Origin of the sequence: Shimia sp. MIT1388 (assembly GCF_047124445.1) — a bacterium.
GTDB lineage: Bacteria > Pseudomonadota > Alphaproteobacteria > Rhodobacterales > Rhodobacteraceae > Shimia.
In genome coordinates this window covers 1,932,229-1,948,404 of record NZ_CP138921.1, presented here as the reverse complement: position 1 = coordinate 1,948,404, position 16,176 = coordinate 1,932,229, and the positions used below count along the sequence as shown (strand labels likewise).

At 59.5% G+C, this 16,176-nt stretch carries 16 protein-coding genes; 5 read left to right on the top strand and 11 right to left on the bottom strand.

Going from position 1 to position 16,176, the window contains the following annotated elements; all coding sequences use genetic code 11:
• Positions 1-73 precede the first annotated feature (73 nt).
• The 3 genes from SIB92_RS09600 to SIB92_RS09590 form a co-directional block, all read right to left on the bottom strand.
• Complete coding sequence (locus tag SIB92_RS09600) at positions 74-706, bottom strand: 50S ribosomal protein L25/general stress protein Ctc (protein ID WP_412555572.1); 633 nt, start codon at positions 704-706, stop codon at positions 74-76.
• 104 nt (positions 707-810) lie between these two features.
• Complete coding sequence (locus SIB92_RS09595) at positions 811-1,413, bottom strand: hypothetical protein (protein ID WP_412555571.1); 603 nt, start codon at positions 1,411-1,413, stop codon at positions 811-813.
• Between the two features lie 89 nt (positions 1,414-1,502).
• Positions 1,503-2,669 carry an L-lactate dehydrogenase gene (locus SIB92_RS09590; protein ID WP_412555570.1) on the bottom strand — a complete coding sequence of 389 codons (1,167 nt, stop codon included), beginning with the start codon at positions 2,667-2,669 and terminating at the stop codon, positions 1,503-1,505.
• Positions 2,670-2,813: 144 nt separating this feature from the next.
• Between SIB92_RS09590 and SIB92_RS09585 the strand changes: the two genes are divergently transcribed.
• Together SIB92_RS09585 and SIB92_RS09580 are read left to right on the top strand one after the other, a co-directional pair.
• The gene (locus tag SIB92_RS09585; protein WP_412555569.1) at positions 2,814-3,359 is read left to right on the top strand and encodes a heme NO-binding domain-containing protein; all 546 of its coding nucleotides are present in this window, start codon (positions 2,814-2,816) and stop codon (positions 3,357-3,359) included.
• 56 nt (positions 3,360-3,415) lie between these two features.
• The gene (locus tag SIB92_RS09580; RefSeq protein WP_412555568.1) at positions 3,416-4,732 is read left to right on the top strand and encodes an ATP-binding protein; all 1,317 of its coding nucleotides are present in this window, start codon (positions 3,416-3,418) and stop codon (positions 4,730-4,732) included.
• A gap of 35 nt (positions 4,733-4,767) precedes the next feature.
• Here SIB92_RS09580 and SIB92_RS09575 read toward each other — a convergent pair whose 3' ends face one another.
• The 3 genes from SIB92_RS09575 to SIB92_RS09565 form a co-directional block, all read right to left on the bottom strand.
• On the bottom strand, positions 4,768-6,345 hold the full coding sequence (locus SIB92_RS09575) for a trimethylamine methyltransferase family protein (protein ID WP_412555567.1): 1,578 nt from the start codon (positions 6,343-6,345) through the stop codon (positions 4,768-4,770).
• Between the two features lie 116 nt (positions 6,346-6,461).
• Entirely contained in the window at positions 6,462-7,253 is a 792-nt protein-coding gene (trpA, locus tag SIB92_RS09570) for a tryptophan synthase subunit alpha (RefSeq protein WP_412555566.1), read from the bottom strand.
• A gap of 87 nt (positions 7,254-7,340) precedes the next feature.
• On the bottom strand, positions 7,341-7,826 hold the full coding sequence (locus tag SIB92_RS09565) for an acyloxyacyl hydrolase (RefSeq protein WP_412555565.1): 486 nt from the start codon (positions 7,824-7,826) through the stop codon (positions 7,341-7,343).
• Between the two features lie 309 nt (positions 7,827-8,135).
• Here SIB92_RS09565 and ychF point away from each other — a divergent pair, with 309 nt between their 5' ends.
• Positions 8,136-9,233: a redox-regulated ATPase YchF gene (gene ychF, locus SIB92_RS09560; RefSeq protein ID WP_168591888.1), complete on the top strand. Its 1,098-nt coding sequence runs from the start codon at positions 8,136-8,138 to the stop codon at positions 9,231-9,233.
• A gap of 75 nt (positions 9,234-9,308) precedes the next feature.
• On the opposite strand, the gene SIB92_RS09555 is transcribed toward ychF, so the two are convergent.
• The 4 genes from SIB92_RS09555 to SIB92_RS09540 all read right to left on the bottom strand — a co-directional run bounded on the left by SIB92_RS09555 (position 9,309) and on the right by SIB92_RS09540 (position 13,666).
• Positions 9,309-10,040: an amino acid ABC transporter ATP-binding protein gene (locus tag SIB92_RS09555; protein WP_412555564.1), complete on the bottom strand. Its 732-nt coding sequence runs from the start codon at positions 10,038-10,040 to the stop codon at positions 9,309-9,311.
• Complete coding sequence (locus SIB92_RS09550; protein ID WP_412555563.1) at positions 10,040-10,873, bottom strand: amino acid ABC transporter permease; 834 nt, start codon at positions 10,871-10,873, stop codon at positions 10,040-10,042. The genes SIB92_RS09555 and SIB92_RS09550 overlap by 1 nt, the downstream gene beginning before the upstream one ends.
• A gap of 14 nt (positions 10,874-10,887) precedes the next feature.
• On the bottom strand, positions 10,888-11,703 hold the full coding sequence (locus SIB92_RS09545; RefSeq protein WP_412555562.1) for an ABC transporter substrate-binding protein: 816 nt from the start codon (positions 11,701-11,703) through the stop codon (positions 10,888-10,890).
• 184 nt (positions 11,704-11,887) lie between these two features.
• On the bottom strand, positions 11,888-13,666 hold the full coding sequence (locus tag SIB92_RS09540) for a PQQ-dependent methanol/ethanol family dehydrogenase (RefSeq protein WP_412555561.1): 1,779 nt from the start codon (positions 13,664-13,666) through the stop codon (positions 11,888-11,890).
• Positions 13,667-13,983: 317 nt separating this feature from the next.
• Between SIB92_RS09540 and SIB92_RS09535 the strand changes: the two genes are divergently transcribed.
• Together SIB92_RS09535 and SIB92_RS09530 are read left to right on the top strand one after the other, a co-directional pair.
• Positions 13,984-14,955 (top strand): ABC transporter substrate-binding protein, encoded by a 972-nt coding sequence (locus SIB92_RS09535; protein ID WP_412555560.1) that lies wholly within the window; start codon positions 13,984-13,986, stop codon positions 14,953-14,955.
• Positions 14,956-15,669, top strand: coding sequence for an ABC transporter ATP-binding protein (locus SIB92_RS09530; RefSeq protein ID WP_412555559.1), 714 nt, complete (start codon positions 14,956-14,958; stop codon positions 15,667-15,669). It begins immediately after the preceding gene.
• Here SIB92_RS09530 and SIB92_RS09525 read toward each other — a convergent pair.
• A complete protein-coding gene (locus tag SIB92_RS09525) occupies positions 15,609-16,145 on the bottom strand; it encodes a tetratricopeptide repeat protein (RefSeq protein WP_412555558.1) in 537 nt (178 codons plus the stop codon). The two genes, SIB92_RS09530 and SIB92_RS09525, sit on opposite strands and share 61 nt — an antisense overlap.
• Between the last annotated feature and the right edge of the window lie 31 nt (positions 16,146-16,176).

The following is a 16,176-nucleotide window of genomic DNA, read 5'->3' as shown; positions in this document are numbered from 1 at the left end:
AGTCCTGAGCGTACAAAAAAACGCGGCGCCCGAAGGCGCCGCGTTCTCACATACCGCAAAGGCGGTGGTGTGATTATTCTTCGGCTGCGGCTTCTTCGCCTTCAGCTTCTTCCGCGTCATCGCCAGCGGAGCGCAGGCCGGAAGGTGCGGACAGGTTCGCGATCACGAAGTCACGGTCGATGGTCGGCTTTGCACCTTCAGGCAGATCGATCTGGCTGATGGTGATGGTGTCGCCGATGTCTTTGCCGGTCAGATCCACAACCAGACGCTCAGGGATGTCGCCTGCGGTTACGTTCAGCTCAACTTCTGGACGTACAACGGTCAGAACGCCGCCCTTCTTGATGCCTGGTGCCGCTTCTTCGTTCTCAAAATCAACGTGGATGAACAGGTTGATTTTGGAGGTGCGGCGCAGACGCAGCAGGTCGATGTGGGTTGGCAGGTCTTTTACGGTGTCACGCTGAACGCCGCGGCAGATCACACGTACGTCTTCTTGACCTTCCACTTTCAGGTTGAACAGTGTGGACAGGAAGCGGCCGTCTTTCAGTTTCTTGAACAGAACGTTGAAAGGGATCTGGATTGCCAGCGGCTCTGCTTCGCCACCGTATACAACACCAGGAACGAAGCCGTCACGACGTGCTTGACGAGCGGCGCCCTTGCCTGTCCCCGTGCGTGCTTCGGCGATAAGATCAGGAATTTGACCAGCCATTTTGAATTCTCCATATACATAGGCAGGGATCCTCCAAGGCTGTATCCCCGCGTGAAGACGCGCCTATAGCGCGGATTTGTCAGAATGCAAAGGGGATTCGCGCTCTACAGGCTGTGAAATTCCTGCAAAACGCCCCCGGCGGCCACAACCCGGTCATAGAGCGCAAAATCCGCCGGCCGTGCGGCGCGAAATGCGGCCTCTACTTCAGGCGACAAAACGGCCTCCACATTGGGGGAGACGTTTTGGGGTTGGGGCTCGACCCGGCGCCCAAACCGCGCCTCGATAAAGTCCTGAAGCAGGTCCTGGCGCTCATAGGCAAAGAGGTGGTCCACTGGCACTTCGCCCACATCCAAAGACAGGAATGAGGCCTGTGACCCGATGCCGGCGGCCTTGGACGGTTTTTTGCTGATGGCGTCCAGAATATAGTCGTCGAAACTGACACCGCCGTGGCACGCACTGGACTTGCGGTCCATCCGCTCCGGGCTGCGATACTTGTACCAGCTGCGGGCGTGATCGATGGGGTCGCGGATCACGGCAAAACGCTCCGGCGCGATGTCGTAGGTGTCCCTGAGAAAGGGTGCAAATTTTGTGTGATATTTGCCGACGGTCATATGCTTCACCTTTTTGGTGAAGATGATGTCCGCTTTGGGGCGCAGGGCCAGCTCATAGGCTGTAGAGCCGGTTTTTGGCACCGACAGAAATGCCAAGTTTGGTTTGAAAAAGACCAACATACGCGCGATACCTCTTGCCCGATGCGTTTATGGCGCGTCGGACAAGAGCTTGTCAAAGCAATTGCTTAGCCCTGCCAGCGGCCTTCGAAGTTTTCCGGCACCAGCAGGATGTCGCGGTCCAGTTCCTCAATGGTGCGGCGGCCACAAAGCGCCATGGACACATCCAGTTCCTTGTGGATCACTTCCAGCGCTTTGGTCACGCCCGCTTCGCCCATGGCGCCTAGGCCGTAGATGAAGGCGCGGCCGATGTAGGTGCCCTTGGCGCCCAACGCGAGCGCTTTGAGCACGTCCTGACCGGAGCGGATGCCGCTGTCCAGATGGACTTCCACCTCATCGCCCACGGCCTCCATGATCGAAGGCAGGGCACGGATGGCGCTGAGCGCGCCGTCCAGCTGGCGACCGCCGTGGTTGGAGACCACAATTGCGTCGGCCCCCACTTTGAGCGCCATTTTGGCGTCATCGGCGTCCAGAATGCCTTTCAGAATGACTTTGCCGCCCCATTTTTCCTTGATCTTGGCCACCTTGTCCCAATCGAGGGTGAGGTCAAAGCTCTGTGCCGTCCACGCGCCCAGATCGGCGGTGTCGGTGATGCCTTCGACATGACCGACGATATTGCCAAAGTTGCGCCGCTTTGCGCCAAGCATCTCAATTCCCCAACGCCATTTGGTCATCAGGTTGGCAATGGTGGAGGGCGTCAGTTTGGGCGGCGCAGACAGGCCGTTTTTCAGGTCTTTGTGACGCTGGCCTAGGATTTGCAGATCCAGCGTGATGACAAGCGCGGAACAGTTGGCGTCTTTGGCGCGCTGGATCAGGCGGTCGACGAAATCTTCGTCGGTCATGGTGTAGAGCTGGAACCAGAACGGTTTGCTGGTGGCTTCAGCCACATCCTCAATCGAGTTAATCGACATGGTGGAGAGGGTAAAAGGCACGCCAAATTTTTCGGCTGCGCGGGCGGCTTTGATCTCACCATCGGCACATTGCATGCCGGTGAGGCCCACCGGTGCAAGCGCCACCGGCATCGCGACATCCTGTCCGATCATCTGGCTGGTGGTGGAGCGGCCAGACATGTCGACGGCCACCCGCTGGCGCAGATAGATGTCGGCGAAGTCCGATGTGTTCTCCACAAAGGTCTTTTCTGTCCAGCTTCCGGTCTCGGCATAGTCGTAAAACATCCGGGGCGCGCGGCGTTGATAGAGGCGTTTGAGGTCCTCAATGCAGGTGATGACAGGCATAAACTTACTCTTGGGTCGCTTTTTGGTAAATCTTCTTTACCAATGTGGGGTGTTTTGCGCAATCCCCCTTGTCGGTTAATAGGATGTTTACATTTTGTTCTCATAATTTCTTGTTGTGATTGTATGAGTGGCGCGGAGGTCCGCATGAAAGGCATTGTTTTTGTCGAGTTGATCCGAATGGCCGAGTCCGTCATGGGCGAAGAAGCAGTGGATGACATCCTGGACAAGGTGGAATTGGAGAACGACGGCGCGTTCAGCGCGGTAGGCAATTACCCTTGTCGCGAGCTTTTGCAGATTGTGGACGCGGTGGGCGCGGAACTCGATGCGCCGGTGGAAGCCTTGCACAAGCAGTTCGGCCATTGGATGTTTGGCCGGTTTGCTGATGGCTATCCGGTGTTCTTTGAGGGTAAGACAGACGGCTTTGACATGTTGGAGTCGATCGAGAACGAAGTGCATGTCGAGGTGCGTAAGCTCTACCCCGATGTTGAGCTGCCAACCTTTGCCACCGAAAGACTGCCGGATGGACGCTTTAGAATGGTCTATACCAGCGAGCGCCCCTTGCATCACTTCTGTCACGGATTGATCGAGGCCTGTTTGCAGCATTTCAAACATGACGCCGTGATTGAGATGTCCGAGCGCGAGGGGGGCGAGAAGTTCTGCGCCGAGTTTGTGATGCAGAAAGCGGCCTGATGTTTTTACGCGAAGCCATAGCGCCCCCATCGGATGCGGTTTCCCGGCGACGATACATGCGCGAGCGCGTTGCGCGGGAGGAGGCGGAGTCGCTTCTGGAGGGCAAAAGCCGAGAGCTTTATGAGGCCAATCAGCGATTGCAGAAATTGCTGGGCACCATGGAGCAAGCCGTGCAGGACCGTACGCGGGAGCTTAACGAGGCGCGGGTGGCGGCGGAGTCTGCCAATGAGGCCAAATCGGTGTTTCTGGCCTCGATGAGCCACGAAATCCGCACGCCGCTCAATGGGATCCTCGGCATGGCACAGGCGTTGGATGACAGTGGGCTGAGCGAGGAGCAGGCCAAACTGGTGACCATTCTGGGGGACAGTGGGCGGCTGTTGCTGGCGATCATCAATGATGTGCTCGACATCTCCAAGATCGAGGCGGGTAAGCTGGAATTCGAGATCATTCCCTACCAGCTCACCGATCTTGTGGATGGAATGCGCCACCATTATCAGTTCCGGGCACAGGAAAAGGGGCTCTCTTTCAAGACTGTGATGTCCCATGCCGCGCGGTGCTCGGTGAAGACCGACCCGGTGCGTTTGCAGCAGGTTGTTGGCAATCTGCTGTCCAATGCGATCAAGTTCACCGAAACCGGCTCTGTCGAATTGCATGTGGAATTGATGCCGCATCGGTCCGGTAAGGCGGTGTTGAGCCTCAAGGTCAAAGACACCGGGCCGGGCATTCCAATGGCGCAACAATTGCGCCTGTTTGAACGTTTCAGCCAGGCCAATGCCAGCGTGACGCGCATGCACGGCGGCACCGGGTTGGGACTGGCTATATCTCGCCATATCTGTGAGTTGATGGGCGGCGAGATTTCGCTGCGCTCTACCCCCGGCGAAGGCGCGGAGTTTCACGCCAAGGTCATGGTTGAATTGTCCAACGACACGCCAGCCCAAACCGGTGTACGTTCAGCTGCGGATGCCGGGCGTAGCCTGTCTGGCCTGCGGGTCTTGGCAGCCGAGGACAACCGCACCAACCAGATTGTGCTCAAACATATGTTGAAGAAAGTGGGGCTCGCGCTGGACATTGTCGACAACGGCGAAAAGGCGGTGCAGGCGTGGGAAAAGGCCCGCTACGACATGGTGCTGATGGACATTAATATGCCGGTCATGGACGGGTTGGAGGCCACGCGGCGCATTCGCGAAATCGAAAGCCGCAACATGCAGGAGCCCACGCCCATTCTGGCCGTCAGTGCCAACGCCATGGTGCATCAGGTGGCCGGCTACCTGTCTGAGGGCATGAGTGGCCATGTGCCCAAACCCATCAGCCGCGACAGCCTGGTGCAGGCCATGGCCAACGCACTACATGCAGAGGGGCGCTGGCCGGAGTAGGCTTTTAGGATGTCTTCGGGCTGGTCCGCCCTGGGTCAGATGGTCTCCACCTTGCCGGAGTAGACCTCAACGATATGTTTGTCCGCCGCCGCCGCCAGGGCCGAGATCTCGGCATTTTGGGTGTCAGTCAAAAAGCCCTGTTCCGGTGCCTCGGCAATGGCCTTTAAAGCGTGGTCGCGGGCAACGTCAAAGGCTGTGCGCCTGCCGCTGGCCTCATAATCGTCGCGTCCAATGCGTTGAAAAACCTCCGGCGTGTGCTGATCGCGACAGCCCGCAACCGTGTGGTCGCTGTCCAGGAAATGACCGCCCACAGGCACTTTGAGCATCTCGCCAAAGTTCAAGGCCGCGTCATCTATCTCCGGCACCCGCAGGAAACGTCGCGCCATGCCGCCCAACTCATTGTCCAAAACCGCTTGGACCGGACAATAAACGGTGGCGCATTCCAGCTGGCCTATTCCGCCCAGAATGTCGGCACCGGACAGGGAGACCGTTTGCATCAGAAGCGCCCGTTCCGCCATGGATTGATGATCCGAATCCGGCGTGTCCGAGCCTGAGCCATAAGTGTGCGCCATAAGGCCAAAGCCGTGCTTCACCAGTTGGATCGACAGCGAAGCCGCCTGCATGGCCTCCACGGAAGATTGCAGCGCACTTCCGGTGCGCATGTCGAGTGCAAACATCAAAGGTGTGGCGATCACGGGCAGGCCGGGGGAGAGCACATGCGCCATGGTCACCATGCCCACCACCTCAGCCACGGCCATGACCGCTAGCGCGGCGGGGGACAGCGGCGCAGTGCCACCCGCGCTGGGCAAAGAGCAGGCGTGCACCGGCACGCCGTATTTGCCGCAGGCAATGATCACCTCGGTGTCCATGTATTTGAATTCTAGGGGCGAGAAAGAGCAGGTGATGGTGCTGGTCGACGGGTTGGCGCGCAAAACCTCCTCGCCCCCGGCGGCAATGGCGGCAATTTTGAGCAGGTAGTCGATGTTTTCTTTTTGGTACGGCTGCATCCACACGTGTTTTTGCGTGTTGGCAGATATGGCGGCAAAGCTATGGATGTCGGCGGTCACCTCCGGCACGCCATGCACAAAGGGATGCGCGATGAAGCCGACCTGATCCAGTGTGTTGGCCACGGCAGCAATTTCCTTCGCTGCAGTCAGGTCCATATTGCGGTAGCTGGCATCGCGGGGATCGACGTAGCCATGCCCGCCGGTGCCGGTGCGCAGGATAAATCCGCCATCCAGCCTTGGCACCTGCATGTCAAATCTGCGAACCCGCCCCGCCAGGCGACAGCTTTTGGGGGTGGCCGCCAACGCCTCTTGCACCATTTCGCGGGGCATCTTCAGGCGACCGGCCTCCGCGCCTTCGATTGCGCCGGCTTTCAGAAGCGCCGCCTTGGCTTCGGGATGTACGATCATCACGCCATAGTCCGCCAACAGGTCCAGCACACGTCCCTTGAGGGTTGTCATGCGGTCGCTGTCGAGAAAACCAAAGTGGGCGCGTGGCCCCATCACATGTTCTAGCGCAAAAGCATCCGCGGAGGCTCGGCTGACCGGTGGAGATTTCCGTCCGCGGCGTTTGCGGGGGGCGGAGGAAGGGGATTGGTCGGTGGCCATGATGTGCGCTCCTTGAAAAAAGGGAAAGGGCACACACCGATTATGCTCACTGCCTGCCGACTTGAGCGCGGTCAGGATAGCATGGCGCGGCGGCCCGCGCCAAATGCTTGTTGAGATCAGGCGCGGTGCGCGCCGTCCGCCAGGGATTTCACAAACCCAAGCACGTCCGCGACAGAGTTGCCCGCTGCAATCTGGCTCACAATGGCGGAGCCAACAACGGCACCGTCCGCGACGGAGGCGATGTTCTGAGCTTTTTCTGGCGTGTTGATGCCAAAGCCCACGATGACCGGCAGGTCGGTGTTGGCCTTAATCCGCGCCACTTCCGGGCCCACATCGGTGGCCTGCGCCTCGGCGGAGCCGGTGATGCCGGTGATCGACACGTAGTACACAAAGCCGGAGGTGTTTTGCAGCACTTTGGGCAGGCGTTTGTCGTCGGTGGTCGGGGTGGCAAGGCGAATGAAGTTCAAGCCAGCGGCTTGTGCCGGAATGCAGAGCTCGCTGTCTTCTTCCGGCGGCAGATCCACCACAATCAGACCGTCAATACCGGCCGCTTTGGCGTCCGCCAGAAATGTATCCACGCCGCGCGAATAGATCGGGTTGTAATAGCCCATCATCACAATTGGGGTGGTGTCATCGGTCTTGCGGAATTCGGTGGCCAGATCGAGGGTCTTCTGCAGCGTCATGCCGCCATCCAACGCCCGTTGACCGGCCAGTTGAATGGTCGGGCCGTCCGCCATTGGATCGGTAAAGGGCAGGCCCAGCTCGATAATGTCCACACCGGCGCCCGGCAGGCCTTTGACCACTTCCAAAGACGTGTCGTAGTCGGGATCTCCGGCCATGACATAGGCGACAAACGCCTTTTTGCCCTGCGCTTTAAGTTCGGCGAATTTGGCGTCGATACGAGTCATCGGCGGATCCTTACGTTTTGCTTCCCCTTCATGTGCCGGAAGGTGCGTGGGAAATCAATCCCACGCAAGCCGCTCTGCTCGGATGCACTAAAACTTGTGGTGATAGCGCAGGGTCAGAGTGTTGACGCCGGGGTTGTGGGAGGACAGGCCAGCGTTGGACTTGTGGCTGATGGCCAGCGAAAGCGCGGATGTGTCGGTCAGGCGGTAGCCCACGCCCAGAAGGCTGCGAAATTCGAGCGACTGGCCGAGTTCGTTGCGGGCTGTGCCTTCAACAAACACACCCGGCATCAGGCTGGCTTGCGCAAACCAGCGCGGGGCGAAGTCGTATGTGCCTGCCAATCCCGCGCCGAGGAAGGCGTTGTCTTCGCTGTCAAAGGAGGCCACGGCGCCAAAGGAGACCGCGAGGTTGCCATAGTGGCGCAAAGGCGCGGAGATGTACTCCAGTTCAAGGGTTTGCGCGTCAAGCGCGCTGCCCTCGGAGTAGTCGGCATAGCCCAGGCCAAGGATGAGTTCTTGCGCAGAAAGCTGCGTGGACAACAGCAAAGCTGCGCCCAGAGTGATCAGGGGTTTCATGGAGAGTTTGTCCAATTTAGTGTGGTCTTTGGCGGGACACGAGGCAGGACTTGGGGGCGCAAATTTGGAAAAAAACCACTTCACGCAAGGGCTTGCCTCTTCGTGATCTGACGGCGCGGATTTCGTGAGCTGGCGTGATCCGGCGTGAGGGGCAGCGGGCGCTTGTTTGATCCACCCCCTGATGGACGGCGTATCGGGGGCTTTGGCCCTTGAAATCAGGCCAGTTGGGCACCGTGAAAAGCACTGTTGGCTTGCGCCGAACCCATTCTCTGCCTAAGAGCGACACAAACCAGAGACAGGAGACCGGATATGGGTTTCAAAATGGGCATCGTTGGATTGCCAAACGTTGGCAAATCCACGCTCTTTAACGCACTGACCAAAACCGCTGCGGCGCAGGCGGCGAACTTTCCGTTCTGCACTATTGAGCCAAACGTGGGTGAGGTGGGCGTGCCGGACGCACGGTTGGACAAGCTGGCCGCGATTGCGCAGTCCAAGCAGATCATCCCGACCCGCATGACCTTTGTGGATATTGCCGGCCTGGTGAAGGGCGCCTCCAAAGGCGAAGGCCTGGGCAACCAGTTCCTGGCCAACATTCGCGAGACCGACGCGATTGCCCACGTGCTGCGCTGTTTTGAAGATGGCGATGTGACCCACGTGGACGGCCGCGTTGATCCTGTGGCGGATGCCGAAACCATCGAGACCGAGCTGATGCTGGCCGATCTGGAAAGCATCGAGAAGCGCCTTCAGGGCATCGTGCGCAAAGTGCGTGGCGGTGACAAAGAGGCGGTTCAGCAGGAGCGCCTGTTGAAAGCGGCGCAAGAGATGCTGGAAGACGGCAAGCCGGCGCGTCTGGTCGAGGTTGACGAAGAAGATGCCAAGGCCTGGAAGCTGTTGCAGCTTCTGAGCACCAAGCCGGTTCTGTATGTCTGCAACGTAGGCGAGTCCGAGGCCGCAGAAGGCAATGAACACTCTGCTGCCGTGGCTGAGATGGCTGCCAAGCAAGGCAACAGCCATGTGATCATCTCAGCGCAGATCGAAGAAGAGATCAGCCAGCTCGAGGACGAAGAAGCGGAAATGTTCCTCGGTGAGATGGGGCTGGAAGAAGCCGGTCTGGATCGACTGATCCGTGCGGGCTACGAGCTGTTGCATCTGGAAACCTACTTCACGGTTGGCCCGAAAGAGGCCCGCGCCTGGACCATCCGTCAGGGCACCATGGCGCCGCAGGCGGCTGGTGTGATCCACGGGGACTTTGAAAAAGGCTTCATCCGTGCCGAGACCATTGCTTATGACGACTACATCGCCTGCAACGGTGAAAGTGGCGCCAAAGAAGCGGGCAAGATGCGGGCTGAGGGCAAAGGCTATGAGGTGCAGGACGGCGACGTGATGCACTTCCTGTTCAACACCTAATCTGGTGGACCACCGCTAAATTAGAAAAGCCCGCTGCGATGACAGCGGGCTTTTATGTTTGGGTTGGGCGGGGCGCTATTTCAACGCGCGTGCCAGAAAGGCCTGGGTGTCGGGATGTTGCGGGGCGTCAAACAGCGCACTAGGCGCACCTTCTTCCACAACCTTGCCGTCTTTCAGGAAGCAAACCTTGTCCGCAGCTTCGCGGGCAAAGCCCATCTCGTGGGTCGCCAGCACCATGGTCATGCCGCTGTCTTTGAGCAGGCGCAGCACGTCCAGCACTTCGCCGACCAACTGCGGGTCGAGTGCAGAAGTGATCTCGTCAAACAGCATCACTTCCGGCTTCATCGCCAGCGCCCGCACAATCGCAACCCGCTGTTGCTGACCACCGGACAGTTGGTCCGGATAGTGGTCCATGCGGTCGGCAAGGCCAAAGCGCTCAAACAGTTCGGTGACCTCGGGGTGCAGCGCGGCACGGGACTTTTTGTAGACCCGTCGCGGCGCGAGCATCACGTTTTCCGCGGCGGTCATATGCGGGAAGAGGTTGTAGCTTTGAAACACCATGCCAATGCGGCGGCGCACCGGTTGCGGGTCCAGGCCGGGCAGGGAAATGTCGTCGCCATCGAGCAGAATTTCCCCGTCTTCTATGGTCTCCAGCAGGTTGATACAGCGTAGCAGCGTGGATTTGCCCGCCCCGGACGCGCCGATCAGACAGACCATCTGACCTTCTTCGACTTCCAGGTCGATGCCATCGCACACGGTGTTGTCGCCAAAGCGTTTCTCAACCGCTTTTAGAGTAATCTTCGCCATCAGCTACGCTCCCGGTTTTGCTTGGCCATGAGGTAGTCGGCATAGCGGGTCGCTGGGATTGTGACTGCGAGGAAGATCACGGCGGCGCCGACGTAAGGCGTGAAGTTCGCCAGCAGAGATTTGAACACGCCAGCCTGGCGGAAGATTTCCACCGGGCCGATGAAGCTCAGCAGGGCGACGTCTTTTTGCAGGGCGATGAACATGTTCATTTGCGCCGGGATTACGCGGCGAATGGCCTGTGGCAGGATGACAAAGCGCATGCTGTCCGCATCCGACAGGCCGAGCGACGCAGCGGCGGCACGCTGGCTGGCGTGTACGCTTTCGATGCCGGACCGGAAGATTTCTGCCACATAAGCCGAATAGGTCAGGATCAGCGCCAGGGAGCCCCAGATGTAGGGAGAATTCCACGGGCGGGGCAGGCCGAGGCCCGGGATGCCAAAGCCAATCAGGTAGACGGTCAGCACCACAGGCACGCCGCGGAAGATATCGGTGTAGGCTGCGCCCAAAATGCGCAGGGGGAACAACGCCGGATTGCGGGTGTCGCGTGCGAGAGCCACTAAAAGGCCAAGGATGACAATAGCCGGCGCGCTCCACAGGAAAATCGCCACGTCGAGCTTGAAGGCCTCAAGCAACTTGGGGAAGGTTTTGGCAAAGACCTCCCAGTTGAAAAAGCTGGCTTTGACCCGGTCCCATCCCGGCGCCATTGGCACCAGGATCACAACGGCCAAAAACGCCGCCAACGTACTGCCGCCCGCGATCAGCATGGAGCGGCGGCGCAGGCGGTCTTCGTAAATCTGGCGGCGGGTTTTGCCCGCCGCGTTGGTCTTTGTCATGGTCTTTGATCAGCTTATTTGATCAGCGGCACACCGGTGGTTTCCTGAAGCCATTCTGCTTCAATCGCGGCCAGTTTCCCGCTCTCGCTCAAGGCTGCGATAGCCTCATCGACACAGGCTTTCAAGGCGTTGCCTTCTTCCAGCAGCAGACCAAAGCGGTCCGGGTTGTCGGTGCGATCAGCCGGGAACTGCCCAATTACAGACGAGCCTTCCACCACAACGGCGCTCAGGTAGAGCGCGGTTGGCAGGTCAAACAATGCGGCGTCGATCTGACCGGCCTGCATGGCCGCGGTCACGTCGGCGTTGTCTCCGTAGAGCAGCGGCATGTCGTTTGGCCCGATGGTGTCCATCAGCACCGGCACGGCGGTGGTGCCGCCCATCGCGCCCCACTTCAACGCTTTGAGCGCGTCCACGGTGGCGGCGGTGTCTTTGGCCTCAGCAGATGCCAGGATTGCCATCGGCGCGGCATAGTAGGCGGATGAGAAGTCGACCATCTTCTCGCGCTCTTCGGTGATGGAGAACTGCTGCAAGTTGAAGTCAAAGTCTTTTGGCCCCGGCTGGATTGCCTGGTCAAAGGAAGAGCGCACCCAGGTGACTTTGTCTGCGCCAAAGCCCATTTCCTCGGCCACGGCATAGGCCACGGCGGCTTCAAAGCCTTTGCCGCTTTCTGGTGCGTCATCCATCACCCACGGGTAATACGCGGGGTTGCCGGTGGCGATGGTCAGCGTGCCCTCAGTCAGAGTCTTGCCGTCGGCACAATGCCCTGCGGCAAAGGCGGCGGAGGTGGTCAGCGCGGTGAGCGCGGTGGCAGCAATAACTTTGTGAAACACGGCGAATTCTTCCCTTTTGAACTGTTTGGTCAAAACATGCTCGGGAAGGGGCGCGTTGTCCAGCCCAAGGGGGCGCAAAACGCTGCCTGAACATACCTTACGGCTGCGCATGTGCCGTTTCTGAGCAGTGCAATGAAAAACGCCCCCGCAGGTGCAGGGGCGTCTTCAAATCGTCGGGGTCGGATCAGTTGTTGGAGGCCAACTGTTCTGGCAGGCGGAAGGTCCAGAGAGTGCCACCTTGGTTGAGGTAGTTCACCTTCTTGGCCACTTCGCCACCCCAGAGCGGAACCGCGCCGCCCCAGCCGGAGATGATGGTGACATATTGCTCGCCATCCTGCTCCCAGGTGATCGGCTGACCGACAATGCCGGAGCCCGTCTGGAAGGACCACAGCTCTTCACCAGTCTCATCGTCAAAGGCAATGAACTTGCCTTCTGGTGTGCCAGTGAACACAAGGCCGCCCGCTGTGGTCATCACGCCGCCCCACAGAGGGGCATCGTTTTTGAATTCCCACTTGATGTCGCCAGTGTCCGGGTCGATCGCCTTCAGGCTGCCGATGTGGTCTTCGTAGTTTGGCTTGATGGTAAAGCCCGCACCCAGATAGGCGGCGCCTTTCTTGTAGGTGATAGGCTCGTTCCAGATGTCCATGCCCCATTCGTTGGATGGCACATAGAAGTTGCCCGTGCGCTGCGAGTAGGCCATTGGCATCCAGTTTTTGCCGCCCAGGAAGGAGGGAGATGCAAAGACCACTTCGCCTTTCTTGCCATCTGCTGCGCCCGCCGGATTGCCCGGACGGTTTTCTTCAACAAAGATCGGGCGGCCGGTGTCGTCGATGCCGTCTGCCCAGCTGATGTCCTTCACAAACGGGGTGGCCGAGACAAAGGCGCCATCTTCGCGGTTCAGAACGTAGAAGAAGCCGTTGCGGTCCGCGGTGGCAAAGCGCTTGTTACCAGCGCGGTCGGTGTAGGCCACCACTTCGTTCACACCGTCATAGTCCCAGCCTTCGCGTGGGGTGGTCTGGAAATGCCATTTGATTTCGCCAGTGGCGGGGTCGATGCCAATCCGAGAGGCGGCATAGAGGTTATCGCCGGAGTTGTCGTCCTTTGGCTCGCCCGCGTCGCGCAGCCAGCTGTTCCATGGGGCTGGGTTACCTGCACCAAACACCAGCGTGTCGGTGTCGATGTCATAAGACCCGCCGAGCCAAGTTGCGCCGCCGCCGGTTTTCCACATATCGCCAGGCCAGGTGGCATTCAGGGTGCCGGTCATGGTGCTCTCTTCGCCGTTCAGCGTGCCCATGTGGCCTTCGATCACCGGACGGGTCCAGACCAGCTCGCCGGTCTCTGCGTCGCGGGCCTGCACTTCGCCGATGATGCCAAATTCGCCGCCGGAGTTGCCGGTCACCACAAGGCCATTCACGATCAGCGGTGCTGCCGTGTAGCTGTAGCCCGCTTTGTAGTTGGCGATTTTCTTGTTCCAGACGGTGTCGCCGGTCTTGGCATTGAGCGCCACAATCCGCGCGTCCAGCGTGCCAAAATAGATGTTGTCGCCATAGATCGCCGCACCACGGTTCACCACGTCACAGCAGGGCAGAATGCCTTCGGGCAAGCGCGCGTCATATTGCCAGAGCTCTTCGCCGGTCTTCACATCAATCGCGTACATACGCGAGTAAGAGCCGGTGATGTACATCACACCGTCATGCACGATCGGCTGGGTTTCCTGACCGCGCTGTTTCTCCCCACCAAGGGAGAAGGCCCAAGCTGGCACCAGGTTTTTGATGTTGTCTCGGTTGAGCGTATCCAGCGGGGAGTAACGTTGCAGATGCCGCCCCATACCGTTGGTCAACACGTCGCCGGTCGAGGCCGCGTCATTTGCCAGCATCTCTTCGGTGACACCGGTGCCGTGCCCGTCTGCCATAGCAGTGGTCGCCAACAGGCTGGCCGTCACTGCCAAAACAAATTTGTTCATCTGAGTATCCTCCCAAAACTGTCCGTTGGGCGTTGGTCCTTTGGGGAGCGTGTATTCGCAGGGACACATTCCGCCCGCCGCAAGTATTCGCTCAAAGAGGGTGTGGAGGTATTGCACAATGGTCGTACGACCCAAGCAGGCTTGACACAAACCTTGCGACTTTGGTCGCAGAGCGACTCGCGAAATCGGGTTTTAATCACCCTCTGATTGTGGGTTGGGGCGGGCGGTTTCGCCTGTTGCGGGGACCAAACTGGCCTTTGGTCGTATTTCGGCAATCTGCTCGGCTGCTAGGTTTGTTTTCCAAAGAGGAGGCGACCATGACGTTATTGAAATCTTTGGGAGGCGCGCTTGCGGCGGCGGTGCTCACCACCACCGCTTGGGCTGAAACACCGGTTCTGCGCGCATCGGTTTTGAAGTTTGGCACCGTGAACTGGGAACTGAACACCATCAAGCACCACGGATTTGACGCGGCCAACGGCTTTGATCTGGAGGTGCAGGGCGTGGCCGGTGGCTCTGCGGCCAAAGTTGCCTTTCAAGGCGGTGAGGCGGATGTGATCGTGTCCGACTGGCTCTGGGTCGCACGCCAGCGCGCCGCCGGGCATGACTATGTGTTTATCCCGTATTCCAAAGCGGTTGGCGGGGTTATGGTTGGCAAAGACAGCAGCGCACAAAGCCTTGCGGATCTCAAAGGGCAGAAGATTGGCATCGCCGGTGGGCCTTTGGACAAAAGCTGGCTGATCTTGCAGGCCTATGCGGCCAAGACCCATGGCGTAGACTTGGAAGCGGACACTGAGCAAGTGTTTGCCGCGCCGCCCTTGATCTTCAAATCGGCCCTCTCTGGTGAAGTGGGGGCCGCGATCAATTTCTGGCACTTCCTGGCCAAAATGGAAGCGTCCGGGATGCGCAAGCTGGTGGATGTGTCGCAAGCCGCCTCGGAGCTTGGATTGGACCCCAACACGCCGCTTTTGGGCTATGTGGTAAAGGGCGACCTGGTGCGCGACAATCCGGATCTGGTGAATGGTCTGGCGGCGGCCAGCCGTTCTGCCAAGGAACTGTTGGCATCGGATGATGCAGAATGGGACCGCTTGCGCGACAAGATGAAGGCCAAGTCGGATGCGCAGTTTGAGGCACTCAAGGCCGGGTTCCGCGCGGGCATTCCTGCCCCCGGTCCGGTCGACGAAGCTGCAGCTGCGCGTATGCTGGAGCTGATGGTCGAACTGGGCGGCGAGGACCTGATGGGCAAAGCGGACGCCTTGCCGGAGGGCACCTTCCTGAGCAGTGGCAGTTAAGTGCGCGACAGCGCCGCAAATCTCACGACACCGCCCGGCACGCCACCGGGCGGTCTCCCCGTTTTGGACCTGCACCTCAACGGGTTTCGCCGTGGTGCAACCCACATCCTTTCAGAGGTTGCTCTGACACTGGGGCAGGGGGAAACCCTCGTGCTTGTTGGTCTCTCCGGTGTGGGCAAAAGCACCTTGCTGCGGATCATCGCTGGCCTGGAGCCGGGGTTTGACGGGCAGTGCCAGGTGGATGGAACAGTGTCGATGGTGTTTCAGGAACCTACTCTGCTGCCTTGGCGCTCGGTGCGCGACAATATCTCTTTAGTCGCCGATCTGGCACCGGAAGAGCTGGACACGCTTTTGGCGGAAGTTGGCTTGGATGGGCGTGGCCGGGATTTTCCGGGGCAGCTTTCCCTGGGGCAGCAACGGCGCCTGTCGTTGGCCCGCGCATTGGCTGTGCGGCCCGGCTTGCTTTTGATGGACGAGCCTTTTGTGTCGCTCGATCCGGCGCTGGTTGAGGACATGATGACTCTGTTCGCACGCCTGCGGGGGGCACACGGGCTCACCACAATTCTGGTGACCCACTCCATGGAAGAAGCCCGCGCTTTGGGCAGCCGCATCGTCACATTAGGCGGCAGCCCGGCACGTATTGTCGAGGATGTTCAGAACGCTGGTGCGTATTTCCAGTTATCCGCATCCGGGGTGATCTCTTCCAGATCATAACCGGCACCTTGCAGACGGCGGGCTATCTTCAACCCATCTTGAGCCGCTTCGTCGATCAGCTGCCGACCCAAAGCATCGTCCTGTGACACCCCATGGCCGCGCATCAGGGCGATCCCGTAGTTGAACTTGCCCACCGGGTCGCCAAGCTCCGCCGCGCGGCGGTCCCATTCGGCGGCGGCATCGGGATTATACTCTCCCCCAAGACCATTGTTGTCGAGTTGCCCCATCCAGGTCATCGCACCGGTGTAGCCGTCTTCTGCACAGGTCTGAAACAGGGTGCGTGCGGCTTCGTGTTGGCCTTCCTTGGTCAGCCCATAGCCCATCGAGCAGAGCACCATGCCGCTTTCACCGCGTTCGGCACGCTCGACAAAGGACTTCAAACTCATTTCGTCAGGGTTCAGGGCGCCCAGCTCTGGAGCAGTCTCAGCAAAAGCAGGGGCGGCGGATAAAATCAAAATCGCTACAAGGTGTCTCATGGTTCCATCCTAACAGAGCGGTTTGTGCAAA